Source organism: Mycobacteriales bacterium (assembly GCA_030697205.1).
Classification (GTDB): Bacteria; Actinomycetota; Actinomycetes; order Mycobacteriales; family SCTD01; genus JAUYQP01.
This window is the reverse complement of sequence record JAUYQP010000055.1, coordinates 20118-39454: the sequence shown is the minus strand read 5'-3', so window position 1 is coordinate 39454 and position 19337 is coordinate 20118. Positions and strand designations below refer to the sequence as shown.

Below are 19337 nucleotides of genomic sequence, written 5' to 3'. Positions count from 1 at the left end.
GTGCGCCGACTCGCCCTGCTCCTGACCGCCGTCGCCGTGGCGGTGCCCTCGACGGTCGCCGTCGCGAAGCCGGACCAGAAGCCGGCCCCGCCGGTCTGCGACGGGCCGCTCGCCTGCGCCGACGACAGCGCGGTGCTCGAGCTCGAGCGGCGCATGACCGACCACCTGCGCTACGGCCAGGTCCTCGAGATCGACTACGCCACCCCCGAGCGGGTCCTCGGTCAGGTCGTGAGCGGCGGTGCCTGGGGCGACTCGGCGCTGTGGACCGGTGTCTACCTCGCGGGCGAGTCGATGCGCTACGCCGTCGCCGACGACAAGCTCGGTGGCCCGAAGGAGGGCAAGGGCAAGGCCAAGGGGCGTACGCCGCTGACGGACGAGCAGCGGGCCTACTGGACGGCGCAGCGCTCCGAGGCGCTGGCGCGGGTCCGCCTCATGAGCGACAAGTTCCACCTGCTCACCCGGATCGGCCGCGCGTGGCAGACCGAGTTCGCACCGAACACGTCGTACGACCCGACCTCCCCGGCGGGCGGCCCGCCGTCGTTCGGCGGCGGCATCCCGGCCTTTCAGGGGGAGGAGGGGATGCTCATGCGCGGCTGCGCGCCCGCCCCCGCCGACACCCCCGACGGGATCGGCATCACGCCCGGCGGCAACAAGCGCATCTTCGGCCCGTTCACCTGGGTCGACGACGGGCTGACCGGTGAGATCCCCGACGGCGAGTACTACTGCGAGACCGCGCCGAGCCGCGACTCCTACGCCGGGACGCTCTACGGCCTGCTGCACGCCTACGACCTCGTCGGCGAGGACGACCCCGCGCTGCGCGCGCAGATCCGCGCCGACGTGCTGGCGCTCGCGACCCGGCTGGTGAAGTTCGGCTGGTCCTTCCCACGCCCGCACGGCAACATCTCGGTCCCGAAGCTGCCGCTCAACGTGCCGGTGACCGGCTTCAACGGGCACGACTTCGACAACTTCATCTCACCGGCCTTCATGCAGCAGGTCCCGTCGGCGCGGCTGCACGTCACGCAGTCCGCGCGCCACGTCGCGGCGGACGGGACGCCGGAGCAGCAGGCCGTGTGGGAGGCGGTGTGGGTCGAGGAGGTCTCCTCGCAGCTGCCGGTCTACGCCGTCGCCATGGAGGTGGACGCGGCGATGCCCAACGACGGCTACTACAAGTACAACCTCAACCACCTCACTCTCTCCAACACGATCCGTCTCGAGGGCGACCCGGTCGTGCGCGAGGAGCTGTCGCGTGGGCTGGCGGTCATGGACGCGACCACCGGTGACGACGGAAACGCGCACTTCGAGTCGATCGTCTTCGGCCGCACCGGTGAGCAGCACCGCATCGACGACGCGGTGCGGCACCTCGACGAGTGGCTCGACTACCGCGCGACGACCCACTCGGCCGCGGGTCGGGTCGTGCGCAACAGCGAGCGCTGCGGCACCGAGCTCGAGTGCGTCCCGGCCAACCAGCTCGACGTCGACACTGCTGCCGGCACCGTCACGGTGCCCGACTCCGCGACGCTCGAGCCCGACCCGCAGCCGCAGATGCGCGCCCGCAACCCGCTGCCCGTCGCGCTGCGCACGCCGACCGACTTCCTGTGGCAGCGCCCGCCGACGCAACTCGACGGCGAGGAGGGCCCGACGCACGCCGCGCCCGGCGTCGACTACCTCACGCCCTACTGGACGATCCGCTACTACACCGAGGTCGCCGAGCCCGACCTGGCACCCTTGCCGCTGTGGGTCGGTCCGTCGCACCGCTGAGGAGGCGCCCCGCGCCAGTCGCCGCGGTCGCGGTGGTCGTCGCGGTGGTCGTCGCGCTGGTCGTCGCGCTGGCGGTCGCGGGCATCGTGCTCCTGCGTGCCGACGGCGACGGCGACGGCGGTCCCCACCCCGGCCCCGGTGTCGAGCCTGCGGGCTACCGGATCGCCTACGACGTGAGGGACCTGGTCGCGGGCACGACCGCGCAGGAGGTGGTCGAGGTCGCGCAGGTCGCGGGCGGCACCGCGAGCCGCCATCTGCTGCCCGGCGGTGCGGGGACGGCGACGACGCCGTCGGCCGTCTACGACCGCGTCGACGGGACCTGGCGGCAGCTGGCCGCCGTCGCCCCGGGCGAAACCGGCTCCGATCTGCGGCTGACCGCCACGCTGGCCTGGGCCGAGGGCGTCGGGCGGGCCCGTCGGGACGGCAGTGGCAGGGTCGCGGGGGCCGGCTGCACCTGGTGGCTGACCCGCGAGCCGCTCGACGCCGCCCCGGTCGCGGCGGCCACCGCGGCCGACCGGGCGCGCTCCTGCGTGGACGCAGCCGGCCGGCTGCTCGCCGACACCTGGCAGGCCGGCGGCACCGACCTGCGCACCCGCACCGCCACGTCGGTGACCGCGCTGGCCCTGCTCGACCCGCTCGACGGCCAGTCGCCGTCGGAGCTCGACCCGCGGCTGCGCATCGCGGCCGTGCAGAGCGCCGTGCCCCAGGGCGAGCCGCCACCGGGCTGCTCCTGGACCGGCGCGGCCAGGGTGCTCGCGGCGGCGCCGGGCACGACCGAGCTGGCCCGCACCACGACCCGCCAGGTGGCCGACTGCGACGGCCAGCCGGTCGTCCTCGACCGGATCAGCGGGCGTGACCTGACGGCGCCCGTCGGTGACGAGCCGCTGCTCGTCGGGACCCGACCCGGCCGGGCCCGTGGGACCGCTGGCGGGGTAGTCGTCGAGGTCGCCGACGGCCAGGACCTGCTCCGGCTGCGCACCGCCGCCGCGCTCGGGTCCGTCCTGGGCTGGCTCGCTGCGCGATGAGGCCGGTCGTCTTGGGGGTGGGTGGCGTCTTGGTCGGCTGGCTGCTGCTGGTGCTCGCCCTGTGGCGGGGCAGCCGGAGCCTCGACATGCGCGCTGCCGCGCGGCTCGTGCCCGACCTCGTGCGGCTGGTGGGCCGGCTGGCCCGCGACCGGGCGCTGCCCCGGCGTACCCGGGTCGGCCTGTGGCTGGTCGTGGCCTACCTCGCGTCGCCGGTCGACCTCGTCCCCGACGTCGTGCCGGTCCTCGGCTGGGCCGACGACGTCGTGCTCGTCCTGCTCGTGCTACGGGTGGTCGTGCGACGGGCCGGTCCGCTTGCCCTGGAGCGGCACTGGCCGGGGACCCCGGAGGGCCTCGGGCTGGTGCGCCGTGCCGCGCGGCTACCCGAGGGCTGAGGCCAGCTCGTCGCGGGTCGGTGCAGACCGGGCCCCCGGCCGGGTGACGGCGAGCGCTCCGGCGGCGCAGCCGTGCCGGGTGGCCTCGACGAGGTCGTGACCGTCGAGCAGCGCGGCGACCAGGGCCCCGACGAAGGCGTCGCCCGCACCGACGGTGTCGACCGCGCGGACGACCGGCGCCCGCACCTCCGTGTGGCTGCCGTCCGCTGCCGCCACGACCGCCCCGCGCGCCCCCAGCGTGGTGACGACCCCGCGGCGCACCGGCGGCTCGGCGGGCAGCAGCGCGGCCTCGCCCTCGTTGACGACCAGCACGTCCACCCGCGCGAGCAGGCTCACTGGCAGGGCAACGGCGGGCGCGGCGTTGAGGACGACGAGGCCCGTGGCCCGCTCGACCGACAGCGTCACCACGTCGAGCGGCACCTCGAGCTGCACCAGCAGGTCGCCGACGACGGCGGGCGCCTCGGCCAGCGCGTTGGCGCCCGGCACCACCACAATGGTGTTCTCGCCCGCGTCGTCGACCTCGATCAGCGCGAGCCCGGTCGGCGCGGCCACCCGGCGCACCCCGCTGACGTCGACGCCGTCGAGCGAGGCGAGGCACAGCGCGCCGTCGGCGTCGTCGCCGACGGCCCCCACCAGCGCGACCTGGACGCCGAGGGCCGCGAGCGCCGCGGCCTGGTTGGCGCCCTTGCCGCCGGCCAGTCGCGCGACCGAGGTCCCGAGCAGCGTCTCGCCGGGTCGTGGCAGGGCCGGGACCCGCACGACGACGTCGACGTTGAGGGACCCGACGACGGTCAGCGTCACGGCCGCAGGGCCCGCAGGAACAGCTCGACGAGCTCCTCGACGAGGTCCTCGACGGGCGGGGGAGCGGGCTGGTCGGCCCACCAGCCGAGCAGCTCGCCGACTGCCCCGGTGAGGGCGAGCGCGAGCAGCGGGTTGCGCACGGCCCGCGGGGCGATCACGAGGCCCGCAGTCTGCTCGGCGATGAGCTCGGCGAAGCCCAGGCAGGCGCGGTGCCGGTCCGCGGTCAGCTCGCCCGCGGCAGGTGCCGCGGAGTAGGCCACCCGCACCCGGCGCGGGTCGTCGGTGAGGAAGCACAGGTACGCCGACAGGCCCGCCCGCACCCGGCCTTCGAGCGTCGGCGGGGCCGCGTCTACGGCGTCCTGCAGCGCTCGGACGCCTTCGAGGACCACGATCGTCGCGACCTCGAGCAGCAGCGACTCGCGGGAGTCGTAGGCCTCGTAGAACGCCCGGGTGCCGACCCGGGCGGTCGAGCAGAGCAGCCCGATGGTGGCGTCGGCGAAGCCGTGGGTGCCGAAGACCTCCAGACCGGCGTCGAGCATCGCCTGCTGGCGGGCGGCGCGTCGCTCGTCGGGTCGTCGGCCGGCGTAGACACGTCCCTGCGACGGCTCGTCCGGGGAGGGTGCGGAGGCAGTCGCGGGGGACACGCGCGGACGGTAGCGTCGATGATTGAGGTTGGCGACTTGTTGGATTATCCAATATATCCTACGGTCGGTCGATGACCGAGGACGTCCGCACGCTGCGCCAGGCCGCCCGTCGCTTCGTCGGGCACAGCTCGCCCTGGGCGCTGGCCGGTGCCCTCGCCGTCGGACTCGCCGGCGCGCTGTCCGCCGGGCCGACGGCCGGCCAGCTGCTCGTCGTGGTGACCGTCCTCGCGGCCCAGCCAGTCGTCGAGTGGGTCATCCACGTCGTCGTCCTGCACGCCCGCCCGCTCACCGTCGGCGGGCGCACCGTCGACCTCTACCAGGCCCGCAAGCACCGGGCCCACCACGCCGCGCCCCGCGACCTCGACATCCTGCTCATCCCGCTGCGCGGCCACCTCGCCGGCGCCGCGGTCGTCGGCGCGCTGTGCCTCGCGCTGCCCGGCGCGGCTACCCGCTGGGCGCTCGTCGCCGCCGTCGCGGCCACCTCACTGGCCTACGAGTGGGTGCACTTTCTCGTCCACACCGACTACAAGCCCCGGCGCGCCGCCTACCGCCGCCTCTACGTCCACCACCGCTTGCACCACTACCGCAACGAGCACTACTGGTTCGGCGTCAGCCGGATCGGCGCGGACCGGCTGTTCGGCACTGCCCCGGCCAAGACCGACGTCGAGCGCTCCGACACGGTCCTCACCCTCGGTCTCTGACCACAGCCGCTACAGCCGGGTGCGGGCCTCCCACAGCGACGGGAAGAAGCGCCGGGTGAGTGTCGAGCGCAGGTAGGCCGCGCCGGAGGAGCCGCCGGTGCCGGGCTTGAGCCCGATCTGGCGCTCCACGGCGAGCACGTGGCGGTGCCGCCAGTGGCCGACCGCCTCGTCGTAGTCCAGCAGCGTCTCGGCGAGCATCATCAGCAGCGCGTGGTCGGGTCCGCCGCGCAGGACGTCGGCGACGTCGGCCACCCCGTGGCGGGCCAGCGCCCCGTCGAAGACGTCGGCGAGCGAGGCGGCGGCGAGCCTGGCGCGCAGCCGCGCCACCTCCTCGGCCGAGAGCCAGGCGGAGTCGACGTACCCCTCGTCCTTGAGGCCGCTGGCGAACTCGACCTCGCGCCACTGCGCCGACTGGAAGCCGCTGCCGCCCTCGAGCGCGTGGCGGAACTCGAGGTAGCCGGCGGGGGACATGGTGCCGAGCACGTCCCACTGCGCGATGAGCTGGCGCATGATCGTGACGATCCGGCGCAGCCGGGTCTCGGCCTGCGGGAAGCGGTCGGCGGCGATGAGCGCGGTCGCGTCGTCGAGCTCGTGGAGCACCAGCTTGAACCACAGCTCGTGGCTCTGGTGCAGGACCACGAAGAGCAGCTCGTCGTGGGCCCGGGGCTCCTGCTGCAGGGTCAGCAGCTCCTCGACCCGCAGGTACGACGAGTAGGTGACGCGACTGTCGCTCATGCGCTCACTCTCGCAGGCGGCCGCAGGCTGGTGCTGCGGGCGCAACTGCAGTACAACGCAGGACGTGCAGCAGCTGACCGGCCTCGACGCCGCCTTCCTCGCCATGGAGACCTCCTCGGTCTTCGGTCACGTCGGCAGCGTCTGCGTGCTCGACCCGTCGACCGCCGACCACGAGCTGACCCTCGAGCGGCTCACTCACCTCGTGGAGTCACGGCTGCACCTCATCCCGCCGTTCCGGAGGCGGCTCGTCGAGGTGCCGCTCGGCCTCGACCAGCCCTACTGGATCGAGGACCCCGACTTCGACGTGGAGTTCCACGTCAGGGAGCTTGCGTTGCCCGCCCCCGGTGACGACCGACAGCTCGCCGACCAGTGCGCGCGGCTCCACGCGCGGGCGCTCGACCGGCGCCGGCCGCTGTGGGAGCTCTACCTCGTGCACGGCCTGTCCGGTGGCCGCAAGGCGGTCTACTCGAAGGTCCACCACGCCGCGATCGACGGGGTGTCGGGCAACGACATCCTCGCCGCGGTTCTCGACCTCACGCCGGAGGGGCGCCCGGACGAGCGGGTCGACCGGCCGCCCGTCGAGCGGCCCCCGAGCGCCGCGCGGCTGCTCGCCCGCAGCGGGGTCTCGCTCGCCGGACACCCCGTGCGGGCGGCCCGTGTCGGGCTGTCGCTGCTGCGCTCCGCCCCGGACCTCGCCGCCGCCGCGCCGCGACTCCCGGTCATCGATCGGCTGCTGCGCCGCGAGCACGCCGACGTGCTGTCGCGCCCCGGCCTGCGGGCCCCCGCGACGCCGTTCAACCGCTCGATCGGCCCGCACCGCCGGTGGGCCTTCGTCAGCCTCTCGCTCGACGACGTCAAGGCCGTGAAGAACGCCCACGGCACCACCGTCAACGACGTCGTGATGGCGCTCTCGGCCGGGGCCCTGCGTCGCTGGCTGCTCGACCACGACGCGCTGCCCGAGGCCCCGCTGGTCGCCGGCGTGCCCGTGTCGGTGCGCTCCGATGCCGAGAAGGGAGCGGGCGGCAACCGCGTGTCGAGCATGCTCGCGGCGCTTCCGACGCAGCTGGCCGACCCGGTCGAGCGGCTGCAGGCGGTCCGCGCCGCGATGGGCCACGCCAAGTCGCAGCACGGCGCGCTGCCCGCCGACCTGCTGTCGGACGTCACGCAGTTCGCCGCGCCGGCGCTGGCCGGTCAAGCCGCGCGGCTCGCGGCCCGGCTGCGGCTGGTCGAGCGGGTGAGCGCCTTCAACCTCATCATCAGCAACGTCCCGGGCCCGCCCGTCCCGCTCTACTACGCCGGGGCGCGGCTGCTCGCCTACTACCCGTTGTCGGCCATCGCCGACGGCCAGGGCCTCAACATCACGGTCATGTCCTACGACGGCGAGCTGCACTTCGGGCTGATCGCCGACCGCTATCTCGTGCCGGACCTCGACGCCCTGGCCGGCTACCTCGCGGACGAGCTCAAGGACCTCCTCTCCGCCGCCTGACCCTGATCGGGAGAAGCGGGTGGCACAGGCAGGAAACGCGGGCGAGACGGCGAACAGGGTGAGGAACGAGAACCCGTTCCACCCCCCGCATCGAAGGACGTCCCCGTGCCGGCTCGCCGCCCGCTGCTCATCTCCCTGCTGCTCGGTGCCCTCGGCGCCGGCTCGCTCACCGCCGTCACGAGCGCCGGCACGGGCTTCACGACCGACCTCGCGCTGGCCCGCACCGCCGCCGCGCAGGCGACTGACCCGGCGGACCCGGCCGCTGCGCCCGCGGAGCCGCGCTACTCCCTCGCGGGGGGCTGCTGGGCGCTCAAGGCGAGCAACGGTAGGTACGTCGCCCGCGGAGCCGAGGCGTTCGCGGCGACGGCAGCGTCGCCGTCGGCCGCCGAGCCGTTCCGCTTCCAGGCCCTCGACCTCGGGAAGTACCTCCTCTACGGCACGGGCGCGGACTACCTCGCTGCCTCCCCGGACGACCTCGGCACGGCCGTCTCGCTCGCCGGCCGCACGGCCACGGGGACGGTGGCCGGCACCTCCGACGAGCAGGTCGACGCGGTGCGCGACCCGCTGCTCGGCGCGCTCGGCGAGGCGCAGGTCGGGGCTCTCGACGCCACCGCCCCGGTCCGTGAGGAGGTCCGCGGCAGCGCCACGGTCATCGCCGCGGAGCCCTCCGCGGCGGCCGAGTGGGTCGTCAAGGGCGCCCCCGGCGCGTTCTCCCTCGAGCTGCCCGTCGACGACGGAGAGCCGGAGAACCCCGGCCCCGTGGACCCGCCGATCGCCGGCACCCTCAGCGCGGCCACCGACGGCGCCCTGTCCGTCGTACCCGGTCGTGACGCGAGCGCGACCGCGCGCTTCGCGCTCGAGCCCGCCACCGGCTGCGCGGTCTTCCCCGAGGCCGACCTCGACGTCGCCGGGCCGGTGCTGCTCGGCTCGACCGGCTACACCGAGACGCGCGGCTACCTCGACGCGCACCTGCACATGATGGCCTTCGAGTTCCTCGGTGGGAAGGCCCGCTGCGGCCGGCCGTGGCACCCCTACGGCATCGCGAAGGCGCTCGTCGACTGCGACGACCATGGCCCCGGCGGTCGCGGCTCCGCGCTCGAGGACATCGTGTCCGGCAAGACCCCCGGCAGTGGCCACGACACCGTCGGCTACCCGAGCTTCGGCTACTGGCCGCAGTACGACTCGCTCACGCACGAGCAGGTCTACTACCGCTGGCTGGAGCGCGCGCACCTCGGCGGTCTGCGCATGTTCACCAACCTGCTCGTCGAGAACGGCCAGCTGTGCGAGCTCTACCCGCTGAAGAAGAACAGCTGCAACGAGATGGACGGCGTCCGGCTCCAGGCACAGCGGCTGCGCGAGCTCGAGCGCTACATCGACGCGCAGGCCGGCGGCCCGGGCAAGGGCTTCTTCCGGATCGTGCTCGACCCCTTCGAGGCGCGTCGCGTCATCAACGCCGGCAAGCTCGCGGTCGTGATGGGCATCGAGGTCTCCGTGCCGCTCGACTGCCGGGAGTACCTCGGTGACACCTCCGCCTGCGACGCCGCGCTCGTCGACCAGCGGATGCAGGAGGTCTACGACCTCGGCGTGCGCCAGATGGAGATGACCAACAAGTTCGACAACGGGTTCACGGGCGTCACCGGCGACGGCGGCGCGACCGGCCTCATCGTCAACACCGGTAACCGCGGCGAGACCGGCCACTACTGGCAGATGGACTCCTGCGAGGGTCGCGTCGACCCGGAGGACCACGACAAGCAGCAGCTCAACCTGCTCGACGAGGACCCGAGCGGGCAGGGCCGCGACTCCATCTTCGCCGGGGTCCTGCAGTCCGCGGGTGCCACAGGCGTCAGTCCGGCCTATGGCCCGGGCCCGCACTGCAACACGATCGGCCTCACCGAGCTCGGCCGTGAGTTCCTCAAGGGAATGGTCAAGCGCGGGATGCTCTTCGACCCGGACCACATGAGCTCCAAGGCCCGCCGGGAGGCGCTCGACGAGCTGAGCCGGGCCAACTACTCCGGCGTCGTGTCGAGCCACACCTGGTCCGACGACACGATCTACCAGCGCATCCTCACCATGGGCGGCGTCGTCACCCCGCACGCCGGTGGGTCCGAGGGATTCGCCAAGAGCGACTGGCCGTTCCTGCGCAAGGCCCGTGACGACCGCTTCGCGTTCGGCCTGGGCTTCGGCTCCGACATCAACGGCTTCAGCACGCAGGGCCGACCGGTCTCCGCGTCGGCTCCGAAGGTCACCTACCCCTTCACCGGCTTCGGTGGTGCGGTCGTCGACAAGAGCTCGACCGGCACCCGCACCTGGGACTACAACGTCGAGGGCGTCGACCACTACGGCCTCTACGCCGACTGGGCCGAGCACGCGATCCGGTCCGCCTCCGACCCCGAGGCCTTCCGTGCCGACCTCGAGCGCGGACCGGAGGCCTTCCTGCAGATGTGGGAGCGCGCGATCGGCGTCAAGGGCGACGCCTGCCGGGCCGACGTCGCCGACCTCGGTGACGAGGCGCTCAAGAAGCTCGATGCTCAGAGCCCCGAAGGCGTGCTGCTCACCCTCGGCCAGCCCAGCGTGCGGGTCGGGGACCGCTTCGAGTACTGCACCGACAAGGGCCGTGTCGCGGTCGTCTTCGGCGCCGACGAGCGCGTGGCGAAGGTCGTCACGCTCTGAGCCCTGGCAGGCTGGACCGCGTGACAGAGCTGACCGTGCGCCGTGCGCGCACGTCCGACGTGCCCGCGGTCCGAGCCCTGGTCGACACCTACGCGCCCGACCGCAGGCTGCTGTCCAAGGCCACCGTCGTCCTCTACGAGGACGTGCAGGAGTTCCGGGTCGCCGAGCTCGCCGGCGAGGTCGTCGGCTGCGGGGCGCTGCACGTCATGTGGGAGGACCTCGCGGAGGTCCGCACCGTCGCCGTCGACCCGGCGCACCACGGCAGGGGCATCGGCAGCGCGGTGCTCCGCGCGCTGCTGGAAGGCGCTCGCGAGCTCGGCATACGACGGGTCTTCTGCCTCACCTTCGAGACCGCGTTCTTCGGCCGGCACGGCTTCGTCGAGGCGAGCGACATCCCGGTCGACCCCGGCGTCGCCTCGGAGCTGCTTCAGTCGCCCGACGAGGGCGTCGCGGAGTTCCTGGACCTCGCGCGGGTGCGCCCCAACACCCTGGGCAACACCCGCATGCTGCTGGACCTCGCCTAGATCCACGGCCGAAGAGCGCGGTGGGGGATGTCGTGCTGCCGCACGTCCGGGTCCGCCGCCGCCGCCGAGGCGCTGCGCGGGGTGCTCACCGACCTCGCGCCGGACGGCTCGGACGACACCGCGCGGCTCGTCGCGCGGTGCCGACTCCGTCACGTCCGAGGCGCCGGCCTGGGTCCACGAGGTCCGGCCCTTCTCCTCGAGCAGGCCTACGGTCGTCTCGCACAGCCGGCGGCCGTTGAAGGCGCTCGCGACGTCGAGCACCTTCGCGCCCGTGATGCCGGACTGCGCGACGGCGTTCCAGAAGCCGCAGCCAACGGTGTTCTGCCGCGTGTAGCCGCTCTCCGAGTAGCGGATGCCCGAGCCGTTGGGGAGCGGCGACTCGTAGGTCTGGACGACGAGCGACCAGGCGGAGTCGGCGTGGCCGGAGTTGCGCATCGCGGTGCGCACGTTGAGCAGCGCGTCCTTGATCGCGGTCGTCTTCGCGGTGACGTTGGCAGGGTGCCGGCCACGAAGGCTCCGGAGGCGAGCAGGGTGAGGGGGACGCGCACGAGGGGACCTCCGAGGTCGGCGACGGTGTCGGGGCGCTGGGACGGACCGGGCAGACTGTGGCACGCGCCATATCTCAGGCGGTCGTGCCACGTAGGTGACATCGGTGTCACCTCGGGGAAGAGCACGGTCATGACACCGCTGTTGCCGCCCTGGTCGACCTCCGCTCGCCTGGCGCTCCAGGAGGAGGCGCATGCCTTCGCCCGCGACGTGGTGCTGCCGGTCGCCGATGCGCTCGACCCGGTGAAGGGCGAGATGCCCCGCGAGCTCGTCGAGGACATGGCGGCGCGCGGGTGGTTCGGATTGACGATCCCGACCGAGCACGGCGGCCAGGGGCTTGGTGTCCTGGAGTACTGCCTCGTCTCCGAGGAGCTGGCCCGCGGCTGGCTGTCGGTGGGGTCGATCCTGGCCCGCGCCCAGGGGCTCGGCACGCAGGTGCGCGATGCCGATCGCCGTGCGGAGCTGCTCAAGCGCTCGGCCACTGGCGAGTGGATCGGCGCGATCGCGCTGTCCGAGCCGGACGCGGGCTCGGACCTCGCGGGTGTGCAGACCCGCGCGGTCCGCGACGGCGACGACTGGGTGCTGACCGGGCACAAGCGCTGGGCCGGCAACGCGCTCGCGGCCGACTTCGTCGAGGTGCTCGCGCGGGTCCGCGATCCCGAGCCCGGTGAGCCGCGCTCTGCCGGCCTCGAGCCCTTCCTCGTCGTCAAGGAGCGAGGCGTCTTCCCCGACCGGATGACCGGCACCACGATCGACAAGATCGGCTACCACGGCTTCCTCACCTGGGACCTCGTCCTCGACGGCGTCCGGGTGCCCGACAGCGACCGCCTCACGGGCCTCTACGCCGATGCCGGCGCGCAGGCCGACGAGGGCGACTTCGCCGCCGTGCAGCGCTCCCTCAACATCGCGCGGGTCCACACCGCAGCCCGGGCGGTGGGCGTCGCCCGAGGCGCGCTCGAGGACACCACCGCCTACCTGCTCGAGCGCGAGCAGTTCGGCCGGCCGATCGCGGACTTCCAGGCGCTGCGCTTCGCGGTCGCCGACATGGCCGCCGATGTGGCACAGGCCCGTGCCTACTGGCTGCAGGTCGCGCACCTGCTCGACGAGGGCGTGCCGTGCGAGTCGGAGGCGGCGATGGTCAAGCTGCAGGCGACCGAGATGGCGGTGCGGGTGACCGGGCAGGCGATGCAGCTGCACGGCGGCAACGGCTACACCACCGAGCGACGCGTCGAGCGCTACTGGCGCGATGCCCGGCTGACGACCATCTTCGAGGGCACCAGCGAGATCCAGCGCCGGATCGTCAGCGACCGGCTGCTCGGCTGACCGGCACGGGTCGTGGCCCTGCGGGTCAGGCGGCCGGCAGCGCGACGAGCGGCACCACGTCGACCTCGCCGAGCAGCTCCTCGCGCAGCTCGGCCCACAGCACGTGGTCGCCGGGCCGCAGCTCGGCTCCCGGCCGGGCGATCGCCACGACGACGCGGTCGACGGGCAGCTCGCGCAGGGTGAGCGCGATGTTGTCGCGCAGCACGGTGTCCCAGTGGTCGGCGAGGCCGGCCACCTCCATTGCGACGCCGTCGACGAGCAGCGTCACGTCGCCGGGGTCCATCGGGTAGTCGCGGTAGGCGCTCAGCACGAACACCTCGGTCTCGCTCAACTCGGGTGTGATCTCCATGGCGCACGACCCTGGCACCGCAAGCGGCCGCGTGACCGCCGGATGTCGGATCTGTGGAGAACCTCAGGGGAGCAGATCGCGCACGGCGTCGAGGGTGTCGGCCTCGGCGGCCGGCTTGTCGTCGCGGTAGCGCAGCACCCGCGCGAAGCGCAGCGCGACGCCACCCGGGTAGCGCGGTGAGGTCTGCACGCCGTCGAAGGCCACCTCCACGACCTGCTCCGGCCGGACCGTCACGACCCCGCCGTCGTCGCTGACCTCGAGCTCGCGGAACCGCTCGATCTGCCAGCGCAGCAGCTCGTCGGTCAGGCCCTTGAAGGTCTTGCCGAGCATCACGAAGCCGTCGCCGTCGCGGGCGCCCAGGTGCAGGTTCGACAGCCAACCGCGGCGCCGACCCGAGCCGTGCTCGACGGCCAGCACGACGAGGTCGAGAGTGTGCCGCGGCTTCACCTTCTGCCAGGCCGATCCGCGGCGCCCCGCGTCGTACGACGCTGTGAGGTCCTTGACCACGACGCCCTCGTGACCGCGGGCGACTGCGTCCGCCGCGAACGCCTCCGCAGCGGCGAGGTCGGCGGTCACCAGTCGCGGCGCCGGTCGGGGCACGAGGCGGTCGAGGACCGCGACGCGCTCGGCCAGCGGCGCGTCGAGCAGGTCGGTGCCGTCGACGTGCAGGACGTCGAACCAGAAGGCCGTCAGCGCGACGCCCTCGCGGCTGGCCGTCCGCGACGCCGTGACCTGGAAGGGCAGCGGCCGCTCGTCGCCGTCGAGCGCCAGGGCCTCGCCGTCGAGTACGACCGCGGTCACGGGCAGGGCGCGTACCGCGGCGACGAGCTCGGGCACCCGCTCGGTGATGTCGTCGAGGCTGCGGGTGAAGACGCCGACCTCGTCGCCGTCGCGGTGCGCCTGCACCCGGATCCCGTCGAGCTTCCACTCGACCGCGCGCTCGCCGGCCAGCGCTTCGGCGAGGCCCCTGGCGGGGGAGGCGAGCATGGGCGACAGCGGACGACCCACGACCAGGGAGTACGCCGACAGGCCTCCGCCGGTGAGCGCGGTCGTGGCGACCTCGGGCAGCGAGCCGCAGAGCAGAACGGCGCGGCGGACCGCGGCGAGCGGCACGCCGGCGGCGCGGGCGACGGCGTCGGTGACGAGCCCGGTCTGCGCGCCCTGCCGCAGCTCGCCGGACAGCAGACCGACGAGGAGGCGTTGCTCGTCGGCGGTCGCGAGCCCGAGCAGCTCGGCCAGCGGGGCCTGCCTCGCGGAGCTCGACCCGGGGCCGGACAGCGCCGCCAGCGCCGCGATGCGCTCGTCGGTGGCGATGACGGTCAGCGTCGGGTCGGTCGCCGGGTCGGGGCGCTGCTGGAGCGAGCGCCAGCCGACGCCGGTGCGCCGCTGCGGGAGCTCGCCGGACAGGTACGCCGCGACCAGCGCGACCTCCGCTGCAGCCGCGGCCCGCAGGACGTCGGCGAGCAGGCCCAGCTTGGCCGTGCGGGACCGGGTCGCCCCGACGGCCGCAGATGCGGCAGCGACCTCGGCGAGCAGCACCGCCTCACCCTGCCACGCCCCCGCCCCGCCCCGCCCCGCCCCCGCCCCTGTCCTTCCGCTTGTGCGCCTCTGTCGGCGCTACGCGGGCGGGCTTGCGCCGAGAGCCGCGCACAAGCCGCTTCTGTCGGGGGAGAACTGGCTAGGCTCCAGGAGGATGAACGACGACGCGCGCGCCGCCCGACGGCGCTCGCTCGTCCCCACGATCAGCTACCCTCCGGACCTGCCGGTGTCGGCGGCCCGTGACGAGATCGCGGCCGCCATCGCGTCCTCGCAGGTCGTCGTCGTAGCGGGCGAGACCGGCTCCGGCAAGACCACCCAGCTGCCGAAGATCTGCCTCGAGCTCGGCCGCGGCGTCCACGGCACGATCGGCCACACCCAGCCGCGCCGGATCGCCGCGCGGTCAGTCGCCGAGCGGATCGCCGAGGAGCTCGGGACGACGCTGGGCGAGGCGGTCGGCTACAAGGTCCGCTTCACCGACCGGTCCAGCGACGACACGCTGGTCAAGGTCATGACCGACGGCATCCTGCTCGCCGAGCTGCAGTCGGACCGGCTGCTGCGCCGCTACGACACGATCATCGTCGACGAGGCCCACGAGCGGTCGCTCAACATCGACTTCCTGCTCGGCTACCTCACCCAGCTGCTCCCGAAGCGGCCGGACCTCAAGCTCGTCATCACCTCGGCGACCATCGAGACGGCCCGCTTCAGCCAGCACTTCGGCGGCGCCCCGGTCATCGAGGTCACCGGCCGCACCTACCCCGTCGAGGTCCGCTACCGGCCGCCGGACGAGGAGCTCGACCAGCCGCAGGCGATCGCCTCCGCCGTCGACGAGCTGTGCGCCGAGGGGCAGGGCGACGTGCTCGTCTTCCTGTCCGGGGAGCGCGAGATCCGCGACACCGCCGAGGTGCTGCGCGGCTCGCTGCCCGACCACGTCGAGGTGCTGCCGCTCTACGCGCGGCTGTCCGCGGCCGAGCAGCACCGCGTCTTCGAGCAGCACCAGCAGCGCCGCGTCGTGCTCGCGACCAACGTCGCGGAGACCTCGCTGACGGTCCCGGGGATCCGCTACGTCGTCGACCCGGGGACCGCGCGGATCAGCCGCTACAGCCAGCGGCTGAAGGTGCAGCGACTGCCGATCGAGCGGATCAGCCGGGCATCGGCCGACCAGCGCGCCGGCCGCTGCGGGCGCGTCGCCCCGGGCATCGCCATCAGGCTGTACGACGAGGAGGACCTCGCCAGTCGGCCGGAGTTCACCGAGCCCGAGGTCCTGCGCACCTCCCTCGCGAGCGTCATCCTGCAGATGACGTCGATCGGCCTCGGCGACGTCGAGGCGTTCCCCTTCGTCGAGCCACCCGACCGGCGCGCGGTCAAGGACGGCAAGGACCTGCTCTACGAGCTGGGGGCGCTGGACCCGGTGGCCCGTGACGTCAACGACGCGCTGACCCCCATGGGCCGCACTCTCGCGCGGATGCCCGTCGACCCGCGGCTCGCCCGGATGGTGGTGGAGGCCGACCGGCTCGGCTGCCTGCCCGAGGTGCTCGTGCTCGTCGCGGCGATGTCGATCCAGGACGTCCGCGAGCGGCCCTCGGACAAGCAGCAGGCCGCCGCGGAGCAGCACGCGCGCTTCGCCGACCCGACGTCGGACTACCTGTCGGTGCTGCGGTTGTGGGACCACGTGCGCGAGCTGCGGCAGGAGCTGTCGTCGAGCGCCTTCCGGCGACGCTGCCGGTCGGAGTTCCTGCACCACCAGCGGATCCGCGAGTGGCAGGACCTCCACAGCCAGCTGCGGTCGGTGTGCCGCCAGCAGGGGATGGCCCTCGACACCTCGCGCGCCGATGACGACCGCATCCACCAGGCGCTGCTCGCCGGGCTGCTCTCCCACGTGGGACTGCGGGAGGGGGAGCGGCGCGACTACCTGGGCGCCCGCGGTGCGCGCTTCTCCGTCGTACGCGACTCCGCCGTGGCCAAGAGCCAGCCGCGCTGGGTCATGGCCGCCGAGCTCGTCGAGACCAACCGGCTGTGGGGGCGGATGGTCGCGAAGGTGCAGCCGGAGTGGGTCGAGCAGCTCGCCGGGCACCTCGTCGTGCGGGTCTACAGCGAGCCGCACTGGAGCCGCAAGCGCGCCGGTGCGCAGGCCTACGAAAGGGTCACGCTCTACGGCATCCCACTCGTCGCGCAGCGCCGCGTCGACTACGGCCGCATCGACCCGGAGACCGCGCGCGATCTCTTCCTGCGGCACGCGCTGGTCGAGGGCGAGTGGGACACCCATCACGCGTTCTTCGCGGCTAACCAGGCGCTGCTGGGCGACGTCGAGGCGCTCGAGGAGCGGGCCCGCCGACGTGATCTCGTCGTGGGCGTCCAGGCGGTCTACGACTTCTACGACAGCAGGATCCCGGCCGACGTGGTCTCGGGCCGGCACTTCGACGCGTGGTGGAAGGACGTACGCCGCGACACCCCCGACCTGCTGACGATGCGGCTCGACGACCTGCTCTCCGCCGCCGCCGTCGACGTGACCCCGGGCGACTACCCGTCGGCGTGGTCGTCAGGTGACCTCGTGCTCGAGTTGGACTACGCCTTCGACCCGGGCGCGGACGATGACGGCGTCGCGGTCGAGGTGCCGGTCGAGGTGCTCAACCGGCTGGTGTCCGAGGACTTCCAGTGGCAGGTCCCGGGACTGCGTCAGGAGCTGGTGACCGCACTGCTCAAGTCGCTGCCCAAGCAGCTGCGGGTGAAGGTCGGGCCGGCACCCGACGCGGCGCGCGAGATCCTCGCACGGGTCGACCCGCGGCAGGAGGAGCTGCTGCCGGCGCTGGAGCGCGAGCTGCGGGTGCTGCGCGGGCTGATGGTGCGGCGCGAGGACTGGCAGTGGGAGCGGGTGCCCGGTCACCTGCGCACGCTGTTCCGCGTCGTCGACGCTGCAGGCGAGGTGCTGGGGGAGGGGCGCGACCTCGCCGCGCTGCAGACGTCGCTGGCGCCGCGGGTCGCGAAGGCGCTGTCGTCGGCGGTCTCGATCGAGGTGGCGGGGCTGACGGCCTTCCCCGCCGAGCCGGTGCCGGTCGAGGTGTCCGACGGGGCGGTCCGCGGCTACCCGGCTCTCGTCGACGAGGGGGCTTCTGTCGCCCTGCGCGTGCTGCCGACTCCGGCCGCGGCTGAGGCCGCGCACCGCCTCGGGGTCAGGCGGCTGCTGTTGCTCGGAGTGCCGTCACCGGTCCGTGGGATCTCCGACCGGCTGACCACGGCGCAGAAGCTCGCGCTGTCGCGCAACCCGCACGGCTCGGTGACGGCGCTGCTCGACGACGTCGTCGTCGCGGCGGTCGACGGGCTGGTGCAGCCGGTGCGCATCGCAGCGGACTTCGCGGCGCAGCTCGCCTCGGTGAAGGAGGCGCTGCCGGGCTCGGTGGCGACGGTGGTGGCCTCGACCGAGAGGGTGCTGTCGGTCTGGCACGAGCTGACGGCGGCGCTGGCCGCGGAGACGCGGCCTCCGCTGCGGTCGGCGGTGGCTGACATGACCGCGCAGGTGTCCGCTCTGGTCGGGCCGGGCTTCGTCGCCGCCGTCGGGGCGGGCCGGCTGCGCGACGTCGAGCGCTACCTGCGCGGCGTTCTCCGACGCCTCGACCGCCTGCCCCGGGACCCCGTTCGCGACGGGCAGTCGCAACGGCGAGTCGAGGCTGTCGAGCAGGAGCGGGTCGCGTTCCTGACCGGCGTGCCTCGAACCCTGGTCGGGACGCCCGCGGTGGAGGAGCTGCGGTGGATGGTCGAGGAGCTTCGGGTGTCGCTGTTCGCCCCGGACCTCAAGACCCGCTACCCCGTCTCGGAGCAGCGCATCTACAAGGCGATGGACGCGATCAGTGGTTGACCCGCTGGTCGTCACGGCGCTGCTGGACGACCGGTCCCAGGCCCGCTTCGACGCGCTGCGGCAGGAGCACTTCCCGCCGAGCCGCAACCACGTCGCGGCTCACCTGACGCTGTTCCACGCGCTGCCCGGCGAGCAGGTCGTCGCGGTCGAGCAGGCGCTGCGCGACAGCGTCGTGTCGTCGTACGACGGGGTCGTGGCCGGTGTCCGCTCGCTCGGCAGGGGAGTGGCGTACGACGTGCACTGCCCCGAGCTCGTCTCGCTGCACGCGGGCCTGCGGCGGCGCTTCGCCGGCTGGCTGACCGCGCAGGACACGCAGGGGCTGCGGCCGCACGTGACGGTGGCGAACAAGGTCCCGCCGACTGTCGCCCGCTCGCTGCTGGAGTCGCTGTCGTCGTCGTTCGCACCGTGGCCGGTGACGGTCCGCGGGCTGGGGCTGTGGTGGTACCGCGGCGGTCCGTGGGAGCTGGTCGCCGAGGTCGTCCCCTAGGCGCGGACCCGCTCGCGGTAGCCGTGCGCCGGGTGCCACGACTCGATGCGCAGCTCCTTGCCGCTGTCGGTGATGGTCGTGAGGACGACCTCCTCCAGCTCGACCCGGAAGTAGGCGCCGTCAGGCCCGCCCGGTTGCGGGATCGCGACCGCCCGGCCGGCGACCTTGGCCTCGCCGGGCCACTGCGCCTCCTGGCCGTCGACGGGGTCGACGGTGGTCGAGTGCAGGGCGACGCGCGGGTCGCGCTGCAGGTCGGCGAGCTTGACCGAGCCGGGCATCGACCCGAGCGTCAGGTCGGTCGCGTCGAACGCGGTCTCGGTGCCGCTGATGCGTGGCGAGCCGTCCTTGCGCAGGGTGGCCATCGTCTTGTGCTTGGTGGCCTCGAAACGGGCCCGGACCCGGGCGGCGAGGTCGGGTTGGTCAGCGGCGAAGTCGGACCAGGACGTCATGTCGCAGCACCCTGCCACGCACGTCTGACAGGTCTGGTCCGTGGTTGCCCACCAGCGC

Annotated in this window: 16 protein-coding genes; 10 read left to right on the top strand and 6 right to left on the bottom strand. The window is 73.7% G+C overall.

The window, feature by feature from the left end; genetic code table 11:
* From Q8R60_18465 to Q8R60_18455, 3 genes are read left to right on the top strand one after another with little or no spacing between them, the layout of a single operon-like run.
* A complete protein-coding gene (locus Q8R60_18465; GenBank protein ID MDP3714455.1) occupies positions 1-1758 on the top strand; it encodes a hypothetical protein in 1758 nt (585 codons plus the stop codon).
* Complete coding sequence (locus Q8R60_18460; protein ID MDP3714454.1) at positions 1734-2783, top strand: hypothetical protein; 1050 nt, start codon at positions 1734-1736, stop codon at positions 2781-2783. Before Q8R60_18465 ends, Q8R60_18460 begins: the two co-directional genes overlap by 25 nt.
* Positions 2780-3175, top strand: coding sequence for a DUF1232 domain-containing protein (locus Q8R60_18455; protein MDP3714453.1), 396 nt, complete (start codon positions 2780-2782; stop codon positions 3173-3175). The genes Q8R60_18460 and Q8R60_18455 overlap by 4 nt, the downstream gene beginning before the upstream one ends.
* Here Q8R60_18455 and Q8R60_18450 read toward each other — a convergent pair.
* Both Q8R60_18450 and Q8R60_18445 read right to left on the bottom strand, forming a co-directional pair.
* On the bottom strand, positions 3161-3976 hold the full coding sequence (locus Q8R60_18450) for a ribokinase (protein ID MDP3714452.1): 816 nt from the start codon (positions 3974-3976) through the stop codon (positions 3161-3163). The genes Q8R60_18455 and Q8R60_18450 overlap by 15 nt on opposite strands.
* A complete protein-coding gene (locus tag Q8R60_18445) occupies positions 3973-4620 on the bottom strand; it encodes a TetR/AcrR family transcriptional regulator (GenBank protein MDP3714451.1) in 648 nt (215 codons plus the stop codon). Before Q8R60_18445 ends, Q8R60_18450 begins: the two co-directional genes overlap by 4 nt.
* A 71-nt stretch (positions 4621-4691) precedes the next feature.
* Between Q8R60_18445 and Q8R60_18440 the strand changes: the two genes are divergently transcribed.
* Positions 4692-5321 carry a sterol desaturase family protein gene (locus Q8R60_18440; protein ID MDP3714450.1) on the top strand — a complete coding sequence of 210 codons (630 nt, stop codon included), beginning with the start codon at positions 4692-4694 and terminating at the stop codon, positions 5319-5321.
* 9 nt (positions 5322-5330) lie between these two features.
* Here Q8R60_18440 and Q8R60_18435 read toward each other — a convergent pair whose 3' ends face one another.
* On the bottom strand, positions 5331-6056 hold the full coding sequence (locus tag Q8R60_18435; GenBank protein MDP3714449.1) for a tryptophan 2,3-dioxygenase family protein: 726 nt from the start codon (positions 6054-6056) through the stop codon (positions 5331-5333).
* Between the two features lie 64 nt (positions 6057-6120).
* Here Q8R60_18435 and Q8R60_18430 point away from each other — a divergent pair, with 64 nt between their 5' ends.
* The 4 genes from Q8R60_18430 to Q8R60_18415 all read left to right on the top strand — a co-directional run bounded on the left by Q8R60_18430 (position 6121) and on the right by Q8R60_18415 (position 12605).
* Positions 6121-7542, top strand: a complete 1422-nt coding sequence (locus tag Q8R60_18430; GenBank protein MDP3714448.1) for a wax ester/triacylglycerol synthase family O-acyltransferase — start codon at positions 6121-6123, stop codon at positions 7540-7542.
* Positions 7543-7647: 105 nt separating this feature from the next.
* A complete protein-coding gene (locus tag Q8R60_18425; GenBank protein ID MDP3714447.1) occupies positions 7648-10212 on the top strand; it encodes a hypothetical protein in 2565 nt (854 codons plus the stop codon).
* Positions 10209-10736: an amino-acid N-acetyltransferase gene (locus Q8R60_18420; GenBank protein MDP3714446.1), complete on the top strand. Its 528-nt coding sequence runs from the start codon at positions 10209-10211 to the stop codon at positions 10734-10736. The genes Q8R60_18425 and Q8R60_18420 overlap by 4 nt, the downstream gene beginning before the upstream one ends.
* Before the next feature lie 678 nt (positions 10737-11414).
* Positions 11415-12605, top strand: a complete 1191-nt coding sequence (locus Q8R60_18415) for an acyl-CoA dehydrogenase family protein (protein MDP3714445.1) — start codon at positions 11415-11417, stop codon at positions 12603-12605.
* Positions 12606-12630: 25 nt separating this feature from the next.
* Here Q8R60_18415 and Q8R60_18410 read toward each other — a convergent pair whose 3' ends face one another.
* Positions 12631-12954, bottom strand: coding sequence for a hypothetical protein (locus Q8R60_18410; GenBank protein ID MDP3714444.1), 324 nt, complete (start codon positions 12952-12954; stop codon positions 12631-12633).
* 63 nt (positions 12955-13017) lie between these two features.
* The gene (locus Q8R60_18405) at positions 13018-14493 is read right to left on the bottom strand and encodes an ATP-dependent DNA ligase (GenBank protein MDP3714443.1); all 1476 of its coding nucleotides are present in this window, start codon (positions 14491-14493) and stop codon (positions 13018-13020) included.
* A 154-nt stretch (positions 14494-14647) separates the two neighbouring features.
* On the opposite strand from Q8R60_18405, the gene hrpA reads away from it, so the two are divergent.
* Both hrpA and Q8R60_18395 read left to right on the top strand, forming a co-directional pair.
* On the top strand, positions 14648-18343 hold the full coding sequence (gene hrpA, locus Q8R60_18400; protein ID MDP3714442.1) for an ATP-dependent RNA helicase HrpA: 3696 nt from the start codon (positions 14648-14650) through the stop codon (positions 18341-18343).
* The gene (locus Q8R60_18395; protein MDP3714441.1) at positions 18336-18830 is read left to right on the top strand and encodes a 2'-5' RNA ligase family protein; all 495 of its coding nucleotides are present in this window, start codon (positions 18336-18338) and stop codon (positions 18828-18830) included. Before hrpA ends, Q8R60_18395 begins: the two co-directional genes overlap by 8 nt.
* Here the strand turns inward: Q8R60_18395 and Q8R60_18390 are convergent.
* Entirely contained in the window at positions 18827-19279 is a 453-nt protein-coding gene (locus Q8R60_18390; protein MDP3714440.1) for a pyridoxamine 5'-phosphate oxidase family protein, read from the bottom strand. The genes Q8R60_18395 and Q8R60_18390 overlap by 4 nt on opposite strands.
* Positions 19280-19337: the final 58 nt, after the last annotated feature.